Origin of the sequence: Pseudomonas sp. MWU13-2105 (assembly GCF_023242315.1) — a bacterium.
In the GTDB taxonomy this organism is placed as follows: Bacteria; Pseudomonadota; Gammaproteobacteria; order Pseudomonadales; family Pseudomonadaceae; genus Aquipseudomonas.
Map to the genome: position 1 here is coordinate 188,761 of NZ_JALLIY010000015.1, position 16,606 is coordinate 205,366.

The following is a 16,606-nucleotide window of genomic DNA, read 5'->3' on the forward strand; positions in this document are numbered from 1 at the left end:
AAGAGCGCACGGCTCCAGTATTTCAATAAGAGGAGGACACTCGAATGACCACCCTGACTCGTGCTGACTGGGAACAACGTGCCCGTGAGCTGAAGATTGAAGGCCGTGCCTACATCAATGGTGAATACACCGCCGCGGTCTCGAATGAGACGTTCGAGTGCATCAGCCCGGTCGATGGCCGCCTGCTGACCCGCGTCGCCAGCTGCGATGCGGCAGATGCCCAGCGCGCCGTCGAGAGTGCCCGCGCGACCTTCAATTCCGGGGTCTGGTCGCGGCTGGCCCCGGCCAAGCGCAAGTCGACGATGATTCGTTTCGCCGCGTTGCTGAAGGCCAATGCCGAAGAGCTGGCCTTGCTGGAAACCCTCGACATGGGCAAGCCGATCAGCGACTCCCTGGGCATCGACGTGCCCGGCGCGGCGCAGGCCCTGAGCTGGAGCGGCGAGGCCATCGACAAGATCTATGATGAAGTGGCCGCCACTCCGCATGATCAGCTGGGCCTGGTGACCCGTGAACCAGTGGGTGTGGTCGCGGCCATCGTACCGTGGAACTTCCCCTTGATGATGGCCTGTTGGAAGCTCGGGCCGGCGTTGTCCACGGGTAACTCGGTGATCCTCAAGCCATCGGAAAAATCCCCGCTGACCGCGATCCGCATTGCTGCCCTGGCGGTTGAAGCCGGCATTCCGGCGGGTGTACTGAACGTGTTGCCGGGTTATGGTCACACCGTCGGCAAGGCCCTGGCCCTGCACATGGATGTCGACACCCTGGTGTTCACCGGATCGACCAAGATCGCCAAGCAACTGCTGATCTACTCCGGCGAGTCCAATATGAAGCGCGTCTGGCTCGAAGCCGGCGGCAAGAGCCCGAATATCGTCTTTGCCGATGCTCCGGACCTGCAGGCCGCCGCTGAGTCCGCGGCCAGCGCCATTGCCTTCAACCAGGGCGAAGTCTGCACCGCCGGTTCGCGCCTGCTGGTGGAGCGTTCGATCAAGGAGCGCTTCCTGCCGCTGGTGATCGAAGCGCTGAAGGCCTGGAAGCCGGGCAACCCGCTGGACCCGGCGACCAACGTCGGTGCCCTGGTGGATACCCAGCAGATGAACACCGTGCTCTCGTACATCGAATCGGGTCATGCCGATGGCGCCAAGCTGGTGGCCGGCGGCAAGCGCACCCTTCAGGAAACCGGTGGCACCTACGTCGAGCCGACCATCTTTGACGGCGTGAGCAACGCGATGAAGATCGCCCAGGAAGAAATCTTCGGCCCGGTGCTGTCGGTGATTGCCTTCGACAGCGTGGAAGAGGCGATCAACATTGCCAACGACACGCCATACGGCCTGGCGGCGGCGGTCTGGACCGCAAACATCTCCAAGGCACACCTGACCGCCAAGGCCCTGCGCGCCGGTAGCGTGTGGGTGAACCAGTACGATGGCGGCGACATGACGGCACCGTTCGGTGGCTTCAAGCAATCGGGCAACGGCCGCGACAAGTCGTTGCACGCGTTCGACAAGTACACCGAGCTGAAGGCGACCTGGATCAAGCTGTAAATCGGTCCTGGGCACTCCACAGAACCTGTAGGAGCCCCAATAGCACAGCCGGACTCTCCGCAAGGAAGTCCGGCTGTGTTGTCTTGAACAAAAATTCGCCACAGGAGCGTGGAACATGCGTTGGGCGACTTATTTCGCCGTGCTGGCTTCGGTACTCAGTGTCGGGCTGGCACTGGGCGTGAGCATGCCGTTGGTGTCCCTGCGCCTGGAAAGCTGGGGGTATGGCGCTTTCGCCATTGGCGTGATGGCGGCGATGCCGGCCATCGGCGTGTTGCTCGGCGCCAGCGTCTCCAGCCATCTGGCAGCGCGCTTCGGCACCGCCCGGCTCATGGCTCTCTGCCTGTGGGCCGGGGCCCTGTCCATCGGTTTGCTGGCGCTGCTGCCCAGCTACCCGGTGTGGCTGGTGCTGCGCCTGATGATCGGGGTGATCCTGACCATTGTCTTCATTCTTGGCGAAAGCTGGATCAACCAACTGGTGGTCGAGCAATGGCGCGGGCGCCTGGTGGCGCTGTATGGCAGCAGCTATGCGCTGAGCCAACTGTCTGGTCCGCTGCTGCTGGCCGCCGTGGGCACCGAGGGCGATTACGGTTTCTGGGTCGGCGTGAGCTTGCTGGTGGCCGCGCCGTTGCTGTTGCTGGGGCGTAGCGGTGCGCCCAGCTCGGAGCCGAGTCGCGTGACCCTGATGGACTTGCTGGGTTTCTGTCGGGGTTTGCCGGCCATTGCCTGGGCCATTTCGCTGTTTGCCGCCTTCGAGGCGATGATTCTGACGTTGCTGCCGGTTTACTGCCTACGCCAGGGCTTCACGGCGGATATTGCCCTGGCGATGGTCAGCACCGTGGTGGTGGGCGATGCCTTGTTGCAGTTGCCAATCGGGGCCTTGGCCGACCGGCTGTCCCGGCGTGCGCTGTTCATCGGTTGTGCCCTGGCGCTGATGCTGTCGAGCCTGGCGGTGCCGCTGTTGCTCGACACCTTGCTGATCTGGCCGTTGTGGGTGCTGTTCGGCGCCAGCGCGGGAGGCCTGTTCACCTTGTCGTTGATCCTGATCGGCGAGCGTTATCGCGACGACGCGCTGGTGCGGGCCAACGCCCATGTGGCGCAGTTGTGGGGCATTGGCTGCCTGATCGGGCCGTTGGTGGCGGGGGCGGGCAGCCAGTGGATCAGCGGGCACGCCTTGCCGCTGTTCATGGCGGCTGGAGCCTTGGGGTTGTTGGTGTTGGCGTTGCGCCAGGGTGCCTTCGGCACGGCACAGCCGGCCCCGCCTTTGCAGGCGTAGGGTTGGTCCGCGAAGTGGAGCTTTGCATCACCACGAAATACAGTGGCGGCCATGGCCGTTACGAGCGTTCAGAGCATGCGCTCCAGCCCGATATGGTTGGCGAACCAGGCGTTGAAGCGGCGCCACCAGTTGCCCGGCTCCTGGTGCAACTCGTGGAGCTGCCCGTGGTCCTCGGTGACCCAGACAATCTGCCCCTGTTCCAGGCGCGGCTGGTAGCTCAGGGCCGGGGCCATCCCGCGCAAGGCCAGGGTTCGAACGTGTTCCGCCAGCTCCGGACTGTCCACCAGGACGCCGACTTCGGTGTTCCACAGCACCGAGCGCGGGTCAAAGTTGAATGAGCCGATAAAGGATTTCTGCCGGTCGAAAATCATCGCCTTGCTGTGCAGGCTGGAGTCCGAGCCCTTGTAGGACGCGCTATGAAACAGGTGCGGCCCGCTGCCGCCACGCTCCCCGGGCTGGCGCCGCAGTTCGAAGAGTTTCACGCCGTGTGCCAGCAAGGCCTTGCGATAGGGCGCATAACCGCCGTGCACGGCCGGCACGTCGGTGGCCTCCAGCGAGTTGGTCAGCAGGCTGACCGAGACCCCGGCGTCGGCACGTCCGGTCAGGTAGACCAAGCCCGGCTGACCGGGCACGAAGTAGGCGGAAATCATCATCAGTTCGGTATGAACGTTTTTCAATTCCGGCGCCAACTGTGTGGTCAGCAGCAGTCGTGGATCTGGCTCGTCCCTGGCCAGGACCTTGCTCGGCGCGTCCCACAGCGCCTGGCTCCAGGCCCAGGTCAGTTGGCGGCGCCAGATGTCCATGTGGGGTTCGCTCTTGTAGGCTCGGAGCTTCAGGTACAGGGCGGTATTGTGCTGGCGATCGCTGCCCAACGAGTCGTTGAGCTGCCGCCGGGCCCTGGTCAGTTCGGCCGCGGACGCGGAGCTGGAGAGGAAGTCGCCGATGGGCGCGCTCAGGGCGCTATTCCAGTACTGGTCGAAGCTGTGCCCGAGTTGCTCGGCCACGGGGCCGAAGCCGAGCAGGTCGATATCGGTGAAGTTCAGGTCGGGCTGGGCCCCGAAATATTCGTCCCCCAGGTTGCGCCCGCCGACGATGGCTGCGCTGTTGTCGGCCAGCCACAGTTTGTTGTGCATCCGTCGGTGTTGCTGCGACAGGTTGAACAGGCGGCCCAGGGCGCGGGTGGCGCCGGTGCTGCGACCCAGGTTCAGCGGATTGAACAGGCGAATCTGGATATTCGGATGCGCGGCCAGCGTGCCGATGATCGCGTCGAGTCCGTCGCTGGCGGTATCGTCCAGCAGGATACGCACCCGGACGCCGCGATCGGCGGCCTTGAGCAACTCATCCACCAGCATGCGCGTGCTCAGGCCGTCATGGACGATGTAGTACTGCAGATCCAGGCTGACCTGGGCATTGCGGATCAGTTCGGCCCGGGCCCTGAACGCTTCGCTGCCGTTGGGCAGCAGGCGAAAGCCCGAGCGTCCCTGCCAGGGCGCGGCCTGGGCCTGGATCGAACGGCCGAAGGCCGACTCACCCGCCGGCAGGGCCTGGCTGGGAAGCCGTGGGGCCTCCAGGGAGGCGCATCCGCTCAACAGCAGGACAATGAGCAGCAAACAGGCTTTCAACGGTCATCGCCCCGGGTCATGGCAGGTGTCGGCATATGGACGCTGTCTGGCGGGTAAAGGTCAATCGATACCGCTCTCGGTTTGTGCCAGTAATTTGCTCGCGGCCTCGCCGACTTTGCGCACGGCCTCTTCGATCAGTGGCGTTGGCTTGGCAGCGTAGTTCATGCGCAGGCAGTTACGATATTTGCCCGAGGCCGAAAAGATACTGCCCACCGCGATCTGCACGCCCTGGTCCTGCAACGCGCGGTTCAGGCGCAGGGCATCGAAACCTTCGGGCAGTTCGACCCAGAGCATGAAGCTGCCCTGGGGACGGCTGGCCCGGGTGCCGGCGGGAAAGTAGCGACTGATCCAGTCGATCATCAGGTCGCGATTGCGCTGGTATTGGCTGCGCATGCGCCGCAGATGCGGCTCGAAGTGGCCGTTCTTCAGGAAGTCGGCGATGGCCAGCTGCGGCTGCGGCGCCGTGGAACCGGTGCTGATGTACTTCATGTGCAGCACCCGTTCGAGGTAACGCCCGGGTGCGACCCAGCCGATGCGCAGGCCCGGGGCGAGGGTCTTGGAGAAGGAACTGCAGAGCAATACGCGGCCGTCCTCATCGAAGGACTTTATGGTGCGCGGACGGGGGTAGGTATAGGCCAGTTCGCCATACACATCGTCCTCGATAATCGCCACGTCGAAGCGCTGCGCGAGGGTCAGCAGGGCCCGCTTGCGCGACTCCGGCATGATGTAGCCCAGTGGGTTGTTGCAGTTGGGGGTCAACTGTATGGCCTTGATCGGCCACTGTTCCAGGGCCAGTTCGAGGGCGTCGAGACTGATGCCGGTGAGCGGGTCGGTGGGGATTTCCAAGGCCTTCATGCCCAACCCCTTGAGGGTCTGCATGGCGCCATGGAAGCTCGGCGAGTCCACCGCGACGATATCCCCCGGCTCGCAGATGGAGCGGATGCTGGTGGACAGGGCCTCGTGGCAGCCGGTGGTGATCACCAGGTCGTTGGGGCCGAGCTGGCAGCCCGAGTCGAGCAGCAGTCGCGCCACCTGCTCGCGCAGTCCGAGGTTGCCGTGGATATTGTCGTAGGCCAGGCCGGGCATGTCCTGGCGGCGGCTGATCTGCGCCAGGCTGCGCAGCAGCGGTTTCAGGGTCGGGCTGTCGATGTCCGGCATGCCACGGCCCAACTGTACGGTATCCTCGCGAGGGACGGCGCGGATCAGTTCCAGCACTTGTTCCCACTGCGAAATATCCACGGGGCGCTGCGCCGGCCGCCCGATTACCGGCAACGCTGGCAGTTCGCGGCTTACGGGCACGAAATAGCCTGACTTGGGTTTCGGTTGGGCCAGCCCGCTGTCTTCCAGGACACGGTAGGCCTGCTGCACGGTACTCAGGCTGACACCGTGTTCCACACTCAGCGCCCGTACAGAAGGCAGGCGATCACCCGGACGATAGAAACCCTGTTCTATGCGGGTTCCAAGCAGTTCGGCGAGGTTGACGTAGAGGGTCATGGCACGATTCTCGGGTGCGGTGGAAAGCGTTGGCCGGTACAGATAGGGTGAAAATACAGGATTCAGTCGTACTTTGGCGATATCTGTATTGAATTAATAAAAATTGATTGAATCTGTAATGGTTTTGGTCGTTCGCCCATCCTGTGTACTCATGGCAACCGAGTAACAAAGGAGCAGAGGTAATGAACGGCATGAGCGATGTGCGTCTGGTGTTGCGCAGTCAGGAACTGATGATCGAGCACGAGCGGGTAGTCATGGCGTCTTCCGCCCGTGCCTGCGCGCCGGCCTCCGGTCGCATGGGTCTGTTCTGGCATCGCCTGCGCACCCGCAAGACCTTGCTTGAACTCACGCCCGAGCAACTGCGCGATGTCGGCCTGAGCCGGGAGCAGGCGCGGGAAGAAGGCCTGAAACCGTTCTGGCGTTCTTAGCGCGAAACGTGTGGGGGCCCGGCTTGCCGGCGATGGCGGCCGACCAGGCGATGCTGGGTTGACTGGTCTCATCGCCGGCTAGCCGGCTCCTACAGGGGGGTGTGCAGATGAACAGGTTTGCTGCCGGGAGCGGTCTTTTCAGGCAAAATCCACGTTCACTCTTCTTTCCGGTCGTTATTCGATGAGCTGCAACAGTCAGAAAATCCGCTTTCTGCGCCAGCAGATTCCGTCTTTCGAATGCGTGCCGGGCTGTCACGACTGCTGCGGCCCGGTGACCACCTCTTCCGAGGAGATGGCCCGCCTGCCGCGCAAGACCGCCGCCGAGCAGGAAGCGGCGCTCAACGAGCTCAATTGCGTGCACCTGGGACCGAACGGTTGCACGGTGTATGACGAGCGCCCGCTGATCTGTCGTTTGTTCGGGACGACGCCGACGCTGCCTTGCCCCAATGGTCGCGGTCCCGTGGAGATGATTCATCCACGGGCCGAGAAGCAGGTGCACGAATACATCGCCAGTACCCGGCAGGTGCTCGTCTAGCTTCAATCCGGAATCGGCAGGTTCAGGCTCTCTTTCACTTCCTCCATCACGATATAGCTCTTGGATTCCCGTACATGGGGCAGCTTGAGCAGGATGTCGCCAAGCAATTTGCGGTAGGAGGCCATCTCGGAAATCCGCGCTTTCACCAGGTAGTCGAAATCCCCCGAGACCAGGTGGCATTCCAGCACATGGGGCAATTTCAGCACGGCACGTCGGAACTCTTCGAAGGTGTCGCCTGATTTGTAGTCGAGGCTGATCTCGACGAACACCAGCAGGCTGCCCTTGAGGTGCTGCGGGTTCAACCGGGCGTTGTAGCCCATGATGATGCCTTCGCGCTCCAGCCGGCGCACCCGTTCGGTACAGGGCGTGGTGGACAGACCGACCTTTTCGCCCAGCTCGGTGAACGAGATGCGCCCGTCGGCCTGCAGGATGCGCAGGATATTGCGGTCGATCTTGTCCAGCTCGCGTTTGGTCTGATGGTTGGTTCTCATTAGGGAATGCCCCTCCGTCAAAAGCGATAGTGCCGAGAATTCTCGCCAAATATAGGCACTTATATAGTGAAAAGCACTGGCTATTGTTTTTTAAACTGCGCGCATCTTGGCTTTCAACACTAAACACCGGCGGCTGGCCGCGGATTGAGGGATAGACACATGCGAGTTCTGGTCTTGGGTAGCGGCGTCATTGGTACCGCCAGTGCTTATTATCTGGCCCGGGCCGGTTTCGAGGTGGTGGTGGTCGACCGTCAGCCGGCGGCCGCCATGGAAACCAGTTTTGCCAACGCCGGCCAGGTCTCGCCCGGCTATGCCTCGCCTTGGGCCGCCCCGGGCGTGCCGCTCAAGGCCATCAAGTGGTTGCTGCAGCGCCACGCGCCGCTGGCGATCAAGGCCACCGCCGATATCGACCAGTACCTGTGGATGGCGCAGATGCTGCGCAACTGCACCGCCAGCCGTTATGCCGTGAACAAGGAGCGCATGGTCCGCCTGTCCGAGTACAGCCGTGACTGCCTCGACGAGCTGCGCGCCGAAACCGGGATTGCCTACGAGGGCCGTAGCCTGGGGACTACCCAGTTGTTCCGCACCCAGGCGCAACTCGATGGCGCGGCAAAAGACATCGCGGTACTGAAAGAGTCCGGCGTACCTTACGAACTGCTCGACCGTGCCGGCATTGCCCGGGTCGAACCGGCTTTGGCCAGTGTCACTGATATCCTCGCCGGGGCCCTGCGCCTGCCGAACGACCAGACTGGCGACTGCCAGATGTTCACCACCCGCCTGGCCGAAATGGCCGTCAAGCTCGGTGTGGAGTTCCGCTTCGGCCAGGACATTCAACGGCTCGACCACGCGGGCGACCGCATCAACGGCGTGTGGATCGACGGCAAGCTGGAAACCGCCGACCGCTACGTGCTGGCGCTGGGCAGTTATTCGCCGCAGTTGCTCAAGCCGCTGGGGATCAGGGCGCCGGTCTACCCGCTCAAGGGTTACTCGCTGACCGTGCCGATCACCAACCCGGCGATGGCTCCGACTTCGACTATCCTTGACGAGACCTACAAGGTCGCGATCACTCGCTTCGACAACCGCATCCGTGTCGGTGGCATGGCGGAAATCGCCGGTTTTGACCTGTCGCTGAATCCGAAACGGCGCGAAACGCTGGAGATGATCGTCGGCGATCTTTATCCTCAGGGCGGCGACCTCGAGCAAGCCAGCTTCTGGACCGGTTTGCGCCCGACCACGCCCGACGGCACGCCGATCGTGGGGGCCACCTCTTTCCGCAATCTGTTCCTGAACACCGGTCACGGCACGCTCGGCTGGACCATGGCTTGTGGCTCCGGTCGCCTGTTGGCTGACCTGATGGCGAAGAAAAAGCCACAGATCAGTGCCGAAGGCCTCGATATTTCCCGTTACGGCAAAACGCCCCAGGAGACTGCAAAACATGGCAATCCAGCGCCAGCTCACCAATGAACGTCTGAGCCAGATCGTTGTTCACAGCGGTACCGTGTATCTGGCGGGGCAGGTTGGCGACAACATGAGCGCCGGGATTGAAACCCAGACCCGCGAAGCCCTCGGCAATATCGAGCGTTTGCTGGACCTGGCGGGTACCGACAAGAGCAGGTTGCTGTCGGTGACGATCTACCTGAAAGACATCGATGCCGACTTCGCCGGCATGAATTCGGTCTGGGACAAGTGGCTGCCCAAAGGCGTCGCGCCGGCCCGTGCCACGGTCGAAGCCAAGCTGTGCGAAGCTGAAATCCTGGTCGAGCTGTCGGTTGTGGCCGCTCTGCCTTAAGTACGATCCCTCTCCCGGTGCGATGCTGGTCTCACTGCTTTTCGCACCGGTTTTTTATTCCCCGTTGACCGTCCAGAAGTTTGCCGCCATGCGTCCTGCCCGTGCCCTGATCGATCTTCAAGCCCTGCGTCACAACTACCAATTGGCCCGCGAGCTGTCGGGCGCCCGAGCCCTCGCGGTGATCAAGGCCGATGCCTACGGTCATGGCGCGGTGCGCTGTGCCCAGGCCCTGGAGGCCGAGGCCGACGGTTTCGCCGTGGCCTGTATCGAGGAGGCCCTTGAACTCCGGGCTGGCGGGATTCGCGCGCCGATCCTGTTGCTGGAAGGCTTTTTCGAGGCCGACGAACTGCCCTTGATCGTCGAGCACGACTTCTGGTGCGTGGTGCATGCGCTCTGGCAACTGGAAGCCATCGAGCAGGCGGTGTTGGCCAAACCGATCAACGTCTGGCTCAAACTCGACTCGGGCATGCATCGCGTGGGTCTGGAACCGGCCGATTATCAGGCGGCTTACCGGCGCCTGCAGGCCAGCGGCAAGGTGGCGAAGATTGTGTTGATGAGCCACTTCGCTCGCGCCGACGAGTTGGGCAGCCAGCGCAGCGCCGAGCAGGTGGCGGTCTTCAACGCCGCGCGCCATGGCTTGTCGGCCGAGGTCAGCCTGCGCAACTCCCCGGCAGTGCTTGGTTGGCCGCAGATTCCCAGCGACTGGGTGCGTCCCGGCATCCTGCTGTTCGGCTCGACCCCCTTTGAAGAGGAAAATCCTGTGGCCGCGCGTTTGCAGCCGGTGATGACACTGGAGTCGAAGGTCATCAGCGTACGCGAGCTGCCGGCAGGTCAGCCGGTGGGTTACGGAGGCCTGTTCGTGACGTCCAGGCCGACGCGGATCGGCGTGGTTGCCATGGGTTACGCTGACGGCTATCCGCGGCATGCACCGACCGGCACGCCGGTACTGGTGGCGGGTCAGCGCAGTCAGCTGCTGGGGCGGGTGTCGATGGACATGCTGTGCATTGACCTGACCGATGTGCCCCAGGCCGGACTGGGTTCGACGGTGGAGTTGTGGGGCAAAAACATACTCGCCAGCGAGGTCGCCGCCCGCGCCGAGACCATTCCCTATCAGATTTTCTGCAACCTGCGCCGGGTACCACTGCTCTACGCCGGGAGCTAGCGGGAAACCATGCCGCGCCACAGGTCGTCCCGGCGAAGCGGATTCGGGCTCGTGTGTTGTAAATACTGAACGCTATGCCATGATATCGCTCAATTACAACATCGCCTGAATCCCTGGGAGACTGCCGTATTGGACGTCGGTGAACGACTGCAATCCATCCGTAAACTGAAAGGTCTGTCTCAGCGTGAACTCGCCAAGCGCGCGGGCGTCACCAATAGCACCATTTCAATGATTGAAAAAAACAGTGTCAGTCCCTCGATCAGCTCGCTGAGAAAGGTGCTTGGTGGCATTCCGATGTCCATGGTCGAGTTCTTTTCCGAGGAAATCCTCCAGGAAAAACCGACCCAGATCGTCTACAAGGCCAACGAGCTGATCGATATCTCCGATGGTGCCGTGACCATGAAGTTGGTCGGGCGTGCCCATCCGGGCCGGGCCATCACCTTCCTCAACGAGATCTATCCTCCGGGCGCCGATACCGGCGAGGAAATGCTCATCCACGAAGGTGAGGAGACGGGCATTTTGTTGGAAGGTCGACTGGAATTGGTGGTCGGTGCAGAAACTTTCGTCCTCGAAGCGGGCGACAGCTACTATTTTGAAAGCACCAAGCCGCATCGCTTCCGTAATCCGTTCGATACCCCAGCGCGACTAATCAGCGCAGCGACACCGGCGAATTTTTAACAGCGAGAGGCGCCAGGTCAGGGATTTCAAGGCGCCCGGCAGTATTGATCAGCCACTCTTAATATCCCTGTAACTCTAGGGGTTGTTTCGCAGGGGCAGTCGAACCGCTATACTCACGCCCGCCTGCGAAACCGTGGTTCGCGGCGTGATTAGCCACCATTGAGGGTGTACGCGTGAATCCAATTATGAAAATGCTGGCCGTACCAGCAACCGTAGTCGCCCTGTGGGCAATCAGCGCTCAGGCATCGACAATCAATGACGACATCGCCAAACGCCTGGAGCCGGTGGGCAAGGTGTGTGTCCAGGGCGAAGAGTGCAAGGGGATGGAAGTGGCCGCTACCGTGGGTGGTGGTGGCGGAGCCAAGACACCGGATGAGGTGATCGCCAAGCATTGCAATGCTTGCCATGGCACCGGCCTGCTGGGTTCGCCGAAAATCGGTGACGCCGCGGCCTGGAAAGACCGTGCCGATCACCAGGGCGGTCTCAGTGGCCTGCTGGCCAAGGCCATCACCGGTCTTAACGCGATGCCGCCAAAAGGCACCTGCGCCGACTGCTCGGATGCTGAGCTCAAAGGTGCGATCGAGAAAATGTCCGGGCTGAAATAAGACCGATCTTCTGTGAAAAAGCCGCTTACGAGCGGCTTTTTTGCCTTTGGTGAACACGGGACCTGTGGGAGCCGGCTTGCCGGCGATGAGGTCCTTGAGTCAGGAGCTGCATTCACGGACGCCATCGCCGGCAAGCCGGCTCCAACAAGGACGGTGTTTCGGCGCGAGGAATGGGGACGCCATGATTCGCACAGGCTCGGGCTGTCATTTTGAGCAAATTCCCGGCAAGCTCGGGCCAACCTCAATTCACGGAAAGCGAGGAGGGTCCGATGGTGCTGTGCTGTTCTATCGAGCGTGCGGTCGACGACGTGTTGGCGCGGCTGCCGGCGCATATCCACATGGCCAGCCCCTTGGGCCTGGGTAAACCCAACCGTTTTATCAATGCGCTCTACCAGCGCATCAGGCAATTGCCGGAACGTCGGCTGACGATCTATACGGCCTTGAGCCTCGGGCGCCCCTCCCTGGGTGACGGCTTGCAGCGGCGCTTCCTCGAACCCTTTGTCGAACGGGTGTTCGGCGATTACCCCGAGCTGGATTTCCTCGCCGACCTGCGTCGGGACGGTCTGCCATCGAATATCCACGTCCAGCAGTTTTTCATGCAGCCCGGTAGCCTGTTGCACAGCACCCAGGCCCAGCAGGACTACGTCAGCAGCAACTATAGCCATGCCGCCCGCGACATCAACGCCGCCGGCCTGAACTTGATCGCACAACTGGTGGCCGCGGCCCCGGAGCAACCCGAGCGCCTGAGCCTGAGCTGCAACCCGGATATCACCCTCGATCTGCTGCCGATGGTCGCCCGGCGCCGCGCCGCCGGGGAAACCATCCTGCTGCTGGCGCAGGTTCACAGCGACCTGCCGTACATGCCCGGGGATTCGGAGCTCAGTCGTGACTCTTTCGATCTGCTGATCGACGAGCCGGAACGCAGCACCCTGTTCTCCACCCCGAACATGCCGGTGGATACCCAGGATCACTTCATCGGCCTGCACGCCAGCACCCTGGTGCGCGATGGCGGCACCCTGCAGATCGGTATCGGCGCCATGGGCGACGCCTTGACCGCGGCCTTGCTGGCCCGTCAGGCGGACAATGAGGGCTACCAGGCCTTGCTGGCGGATGTCGACCTGTCGCCCTGGAAGTCCCTGCTCGACAAGGAAGGCGGTATCGAAGCCTTTGCCCAAGGGCTCTACGGTTGCAGCGAGATGTTCGTCAACGGCCTGCTGGTCCTGGTGGACGCGGGCATCGTGCGACGCAAGGTCCATGCCGACCTTGAACGGCAACGCCAGGCCAATGCCGGTGTCGTGCAAAGCGGTGGCGTCATGGTGCATGGCGGCTTCTTTCTTGGGCCGCGCAGTTTTTACCAGCGCTTGCACGAGCTGTCCCGGGACAATCTGGGGGTGTTCAACATGACCGCCATCAGCTACATCAACGAGCTGTTTGGTCAGGAAGAACTCAAGCGCCTGCAGCGTATCGATGCACGGTTTATCAACAGTGCCTTCACCATGACCCTGCTCGGTGCGGGAGTGGCTGACCAGCTTGAAGACGGCCGGGTGCTCAGCGGTGTTGGCGGACAGTACAACTTCGTGGCCCAGGGGCATGCGCTGGAGGGCGCGCGGTCGATCCTGATCCTGCGCAGTTGGCGCGAGGCAGGCGGCGAGGTCAATTCGAACATCGTCTGGGAGTATGGGCATTGCACCATCCCTCGGCATCTGCGCGATATCGTGGTGACCGAGTACGGCATTGCCGACCTGCGCGGCAGGACCGACGCCCAGGTCATAGAAGCGTTGCTGAATATCGCCGATTCGCGCTTTCAGTCGGGGTTGATCGAACAAGCGCAAAAAGCCGGCAAGCTAGCGGGGGATTTCCGTCTCGATCCACGCTTTGCCGATAACAGCCCGCAACGTTTGCAGACGATTCGCACACGTCATCCGCATCTGTTCCCGGAGTATCCGCTGGGCAGTGATTTCAGCGTGGAGGAGCGCGATCTGCTGCGGGCGCTGAACTGGCTCAAGAGCAAATTCAAGCTCACCGAGATGCTCGAGCTGGGCAAGGCGGCGCTGGATGCGCCCGAGCCGGCGGCGTTTGCGGCGCACCTGGAGCGCATGGGCCTGAGCCAGCCGGAGGGGCTGAAAGAGGAGCTGTTTCAGCGGTTACTGCTGGCGGGATTGCAGGAGACACTGCCTGACTGAAGCCCCGCGAAAGCGTCAGTCCTGGCGCCGCAATACTTGAGGGCCCCATCGCCGGCAAGCCGGTATCTACAGCTATCCGCGTTGACCGTTGTTGCAAGTCAACGGGAAATGCTGGTGTCGAGGTTCGGCCTTATTCGATAAAGGTCACGACACCGCCGGCCAGGGACTTCACCCGGGCCAGGGACTCCACGCGATAACCCTGGGCGTCCAGCTCGGCACGGCCGCCCTGGAAGGATTTCTCGATGACGATGCCGAGGCCCGCCACGGTCGCGCCGGCCTGCTTGATGATCGAGATCAGCGCCTGGGACGCTTTGCCGTTGGCCAGGAAGTCATCGATGATCAGCACGCGATCGCTGCTGGTCAGGTGGCGCGGGGAAATCGCCACGGTGTTTTCCACCTGCTTGGTGAAAGAGTACACCGTCGCCGACAGCAGGTTTTCCGTCAGGGTCAGGGACTGGTGCTTGCGGGCGAAAATCACCGGCACGCCGAGATTCAGCCCGGTCATGATCGCCGGGGCAATCCCCGAGGCTTCGATAGTCACGATCTTGGTAATGCCCGAGTCGGCGAATAGCGTGGCGAATTCGTCACCGATCAGTTTCATCAACTGCGGGTCGATCTGGTGGTTGAGGAAGGCGTCGACCTTCAGGACCTGATCGGAAAGCACGATGCCTTCTTCGCGAATTTTCTTGTGCAGTGCTTCCACGGAACGTCCTCGAATAGCGCCTTTGCGCTGAAGATAGATTAAAAAATGCTCAAGTCTAGCGCTTTAACATCGCGCGTATATCCGCCAGCGCCGAGTTGCCGCGTACGGCTTTCACTTCGGTCGGCGTGTCGTCGTTGCCTTCCCAGGCCAGGTCGTCCGGCGGCAGTTCATCGAGGAAACGGCTCGGCGCGCAGTCGATGACTTCGCCGTACTGCTTGCGCTTGGCGGCAAAGGTGAAGGCCAGGGTCTGGCGGGCTCGGGTAATGCCGACGTAGGCCAGGCGCCGTTCTTCCTCGATGGTATCGGCCTCGATGCTGGAACGGTGCGGGAGGATCTCCTCCTCCATGCCCATGATGAACACGTAGGGGAATTCCAGCCCCTTTGACGCATGCAGGGTCATCATCTGCACGCCTTCGGCGCCATCCTCTTCTTCCTGCTGGCGCTCGAGCATGTCGCGCAGCACCAGCTTGCCGATGGCATCCTCGACGGTCATATCGCCGTCTTCGTCTTTTTCCAGGGTGTTCTTCAGCGCTTCGATGAGGAACCAGACGTTGCCCATCCGGTAGTCCGCGGCCTTGTCGCTGGAGCTGTTGGTGCGCAGCCAGTTTTCGTAGTCGATGTCCATGACCATGCTGCGCAGGGCGGCAATCGGGTCTTCACCGGCGCACTGCTCGCGCACCCGGTCCATGAAGCGCTTGAAACGCGCCAGGCGGTCGGTGAAGCGGCTGTCCAGGTGTTCGCCGAGGCCGATCTCGTCGGTGGCGGCGTACATCGAGACCTTGCGTTCGGTGGCATAGTTGCCGAGTTTTTCCAGGGTGGTCGAGCCGATCTCCCGGCGCGGGACGTTGATCACCCGCAGGAAGGCGTTGTCGTCATCCGGATTGACGATCAGGCGGAAGTAGGCCATCAGGTCCTTGACTTCCTGGCGTCCGAAAAAGCTGTTGCCCCCCGACAGGCGATAGGGAATCTGGTGGTGTTGCAGCTTCAGCTCGATCAGCTTGGCCTGGTAGTTGCCCCGGTAGAGGATGGCGAAATCGCTGTAGGGCCGGTCGGTGCGCAGGTGCAGGCTGAGGATCTCCATGGCCACGCGCTCGGCCTCGGCGTCCTCGTTGCGGCAACGGATCACGCGGATTTCATCGCCGTGGCCCATTTCGCTCCACAGCTGCTTCTCGAATTCGTGCGGGTTGTTCGAGATCAGCACGTTGGCGCAGCGCAGGATACGGCTGGTGGAGCGGTAGTTCTGCTCCAGCATCACCACTTTCAGGGACGGGTAGTCGTCCTTGAGCAGCATCAGGTTTTCCGGCCGCGCGCCGCGCCAGGCGTAGATCGACTGGTCGTCGTCGCCGACCACGGTGAACTGGTTGCGCGTGCCGATGAGCATTTTCACCAGCAGGTACTGGCTGGCGTTGGTGTCCTGGTATTCGTCCACCAGCAGGTAGCGGACCTTGTTCTGCCACTTTTCGAGGATGTCGGCATGTTCCTCGAACAGCTTCACCGGCAGCAGGATCAGGTCGTCGAAGTCCACCGCGTTGAACGCCTTGAGCGTGCGCTGGTAGTGGGTGTAGACGATGGCCGCGGTCTGCTCCTTGGGGTTACGCGCATTCTCCAGGGCCTGGGGCGGCAGGATCAGGTCGTTTTTCCAGGAGCCGATCATGTTCTTGATCTCGTCGACGCCGTCGTCGCCCGAGTATTCCTTCTGCATGATGTCGGTCATCAGGGCCTTGACGTCGGCCTCGTCGAAGATCGAGAAGCCCGGCTTGTAGCCCAGCCGCGCATGCTCCTTGCGGATGATGTTCAGCCCCAGGTTGTGGAAGGTCGACACCGTCAGGCCGCGGCCTTCGCCGCCCTTGAGCAGGGTGCCGACGCGTTCCTTCATTTCCCGCGCGGCCTTGTTGGTGAAGGTCATGGCGACGATGTACTGGGCGCGGATACCGCAGTTCTGGATCAGATGGGCGATCTTGCGGGTGATCACGCTGGTCTTGCCGGAGCCGGCACCGGCGAGCACCAAAAGAGGGCCGCCGACGTAGTTCACGGCTTCTTGCTGCCGGGGATTGAGTCGGGACATGACGGAGTCAGGAGTCTGTTGCGAAAAGGGCGGGCATTTT

The 16,606-nt window shown here is 62.3% G+C and carries 15 protein-coding genes; 10 read left to right on the top strand and 5 right to left on the bottom strand.

Features of this window, described 5'->3' with window-relative positions:
- Positions 1-44 precede the first annotated feature (44 nt).
- Both M5B96_RS22285 and M5B96_RS22290 read left to right on the top strand, forming a co-directional pair.
- Entirely contained in the window at positions 45-1,538 is a 1,494-nt protein-coding gene (locus tag M5B96_RS22285) for an aldehyde dehydrogenase (RefSeq protein ID WP_248799157.1), read from the top strand.
- Between the two features lie 115 nt (positions 1,539-1,653).
- Positions 1,654-2,811: an MFS transporter gene (locus M5B96_RS22290; RefSeq protein WP_248799158.1), complete on the top strand. Its 1,158-nt coding sequence runs from the start codon at positions 1,654-1,656 to the stop codon at positions 2,809-2,811.
- A 68-nt stretch (positions 2,812-2,879) separates the two neighbouring features.
- Here the strand turns inward: M5B96_RS22290 and M5B96_RS22295 are convergent, their stop codons facing one another.
- Positions 2,880-4,421 carry a phospholipase D-like domain-containing protein gene (locus tag M5B96_RS22295; RefSeq protein WP_412548640.1) on the bottom strand — a complete coding sequence of 514 codons (1,542 nt, stop codon included), beginning with the start codon at positions 4,419-4,421 and terminating at the stop codon, positions 2,880-2,882.
- A gap of 72 nt (positions 4,422-4,493) precedes the next feature.
- Positions 4,494-5,927, bottom strand: coding sequence for a PLP-dependent aminotransferase family protein (locus M5B96_RS22300; RefSeq protein WP_248799160.1), 1,434 nt, complete (start codon positions 5,925-5,927; stop codon positions 4,494-4,496).
- 182 nt (positions 5,928-6,109) lie between these two features.
- On the opposite strand from M5B96_RS22300, the gene M5B96_RS22305 reads away from it, so the two are divergent.
- Both M5B96_RS22305 and M5B96_RS22310 read left to right on the top strand, forming a co-directional pair.
- On the top strand, positions 6,110-6,355 hold the full coding sequence (locus tag M5B96_RS22305; protein WP_248799161.1) for a DUF1127 domain-containing protein: 246 nt from the start codon (positions 6,110-6,112) through the stop codon (positions 6,353-6,355).
- A 181-nt stretch (positions 6,356-6,536) separates the two neighbouring features.
- A complete protein-coding gene (locus M5B96_RS22310) occupies positions 6,537-6,890 on the top strand; it encodes a YkgJ family cysteine cluster protein (RefSeq protein WP_248799162.1) in 354 nt (117 codons plus the stop codon).
- A 2-nt stretch (positions 6,891-6,892) separates the two neighbouring features.
- Here M5B96_RS22310 and M5B96_RS22315 read toward each other — a convergent pair whose 3' ends face one another.
- Complete coding sequence (locus tag M5B96_RS22315) at positions 6,893-7,381, bottom strand: Lrp/AsnC ligand binding domain-containing protein (protein ID WP_017125528.1); 489 nt, start codon at positions 7,379-7,381, stop codon at positions 6,893-6,895.
- Positions 7,382-7,540: 159 nt separating this feature from the next.
- On the opposite strand from M5B96_RS22315, the gene dadA reads away from it, so the two are divergent.
- From dadA to M5B96_RS22345, 6 genes are all read left to right on the top strand, one after another.
- A complete protein-coding gene (dadA, locus tag M5B96_RS22320; protein ID WP_248799163.1) occupies positions 7,541-8,845 on the top strand; it encodes a D-amino acid dehydrogenase in 1,305 nt (434 codons plus the stop codon).
- On the top strand, positions 8,817-9,170 hold the full coding sequence (locus M5B96_RS22325; RefSeq protein ID WP_248799164.1) for a RidA family protein: 354 nt from the start codon (positions 8,817-8,819) through the stop codon (positions 9,168-9,170). The genes dadA and M5B96_RS22325 overlap by 29 nt, the downstream gene beginning before the upstream one ends.
- A gap of 88 nt (positions 9,171-9,258) precedes the next feature.
- Complete coding sequence (gene alr, locus M5B96_RS22330; RefSeq protein WP_248799165.1) at positions 9,259-10,332, top strand: alanine racemase; 1,074 nt, start codon at positions 9,259-9,261, stop codon at positions 10,330-10,332.
- 129 nt (positions 10,333-10,461) lie between these two features.
- A complete protein-coding gene (locus M5B96_RS22335; RefSeq protein WP_248799166.1) occupies positions 10,462-11,010 on the top strand; it encodes a cupin domain-containing protein in 549 nt (182 codons plus the stop codon).
- Between the two features lie 185 nt (positions 11,011-11,195).
- Entirely contained in the window at positions 11,196-11,615 is a 420-nt protein-coding gene (locus M5B96_RS22340; RefSeq protein ID WP_248799167.1) for a c-type cytochrome, read from the top strand.
- A 269-nt stretch (positions 11,616-11,884) separates the two neighbouring features.
- On the top strand, positions 11,885-13,798 hold the full coding sequence (locus M5B96_RS22345) for an acetyl-CoA hydrolase/transferase C-terminal domain-containing protein (RefSeq protein WP_248799168.1): 1,914 nt from the start codon (positions 11,885-11,887) through the stop codon (positions 13,796-13,798).
- Between the two features lie 130 nt (positions 13,799-13,928).
- On the opposite strand, the gene M5B96_RS22350 is transcribed toward M5B96_RS22345, so the two are convergent.
- Both M5B96_RS22350 and rep read right to left on the bottom strand, forming a co-directional pair.
- Positions 13,929-14,501: a xanthine phosphoribosyltransferase gene (locus M5B96_RS22350; protein ID WP_191490152.1), complete on the bottom strand. Its 573-nt coding sequence runs from the start codon at positions 14,499-14,501 to the stop codon at positions 13,929-13,931.
- Positions 14,502-14,556: 55 nt separating this feature from the next.
- Positions 14,557-16,566: a DNA helicase Rep gene (gene rep / locus M5B96_RS22355; protein WP_248799169.1), complete on the bottom strand. Its 2,010-nt coding sequence runs from the start codon at positions 16,564-16,566 to the stop codon at positions 14,557-14,559.
- Positions 16,567-16,606: the final 40 nt, after the last annotated feature.

Coding starts and splice junctions, on each gene's coding strand:
- M5B96_RS22285 (WP_248799157.1), top strand. CDS start 45: ATGACCACCCTGACTCGTGCTGACTGGGAACAACGTGCCCGTGAGCTG.
- M5B96_RS22290 (WP_248799158.1), top strand. CDS start 1,654: ATGCGTTGGGCGACTTATTTCGCCGTGCTGGCTTCGGTACTCAGTGTC.
- M5B96_RS22300 (WP_248799160.1), bottom strand. CDS start 5,927: ATGACCCTCTACGTCAACCTCGCCGAACTGCTTGGAACCCGCATAGAA.
- M5B96_RS22305 (WP_248799161.1), top strand. CDS start 6,110: ATGAACGGCATGAGCGATGTGCGTCTGGTGTTGCGCAGTCAGGAACTG.
- M5B96_RS22310 (WP_248799162.1), top strand. CDS start 6,537: ATGAGCTGCAACAGTCAGAAAATCCGCTTTCTGCGCCAGCAGATTCCG.
- M5B96_RS22315 (WP_017125528.1), bottom strand. CDS start 7,381: ATGAGAACCAACCATCAGACCAAACGCGAGCTGGACAAGATCGACCGC.
- dadA (WP_248799163.1), top strand. CDS start 7,541: ATGCGAGTTCTGGTCTTGGGTAGCGGCGTCATTGGTACCGCCAGTGCT.
- M5B96_RS22325 (WP_248799164.1), top strand. CDS start 8,817: ATGGCAATCCAGCGCCAGCTCACCAATGAACGTCTGAGCCAGATCGTT.
- alr (WP_248799165.1), top strand. CDS start 9,259: ATGCGTCCTGCCCGTGCCCTGATCGATCTTCAAGCCCTGCGTCACAAC.
- M5B96_RS22340 (WP_248799167.1), top strand. CDS start 11,196: ATGAAAATGCTGGCCGTACCAGCAACCGTAGTCGCCCTGTGGGCAATC.
- M5B96_RS22345 (WP_248799168.1), top strand. CDS start 11,885: ATGGTGCTGTGCTGTTCTATCGAGCGTGCGGTCGACGACGTGTTGGCG.
- rep (WP_248799169.1), bottom strand. CDS start 16,566: ATGTCCCGACTCAATCCCCGGCAGCAAGAAGCCGTGAACTACGTCGGC.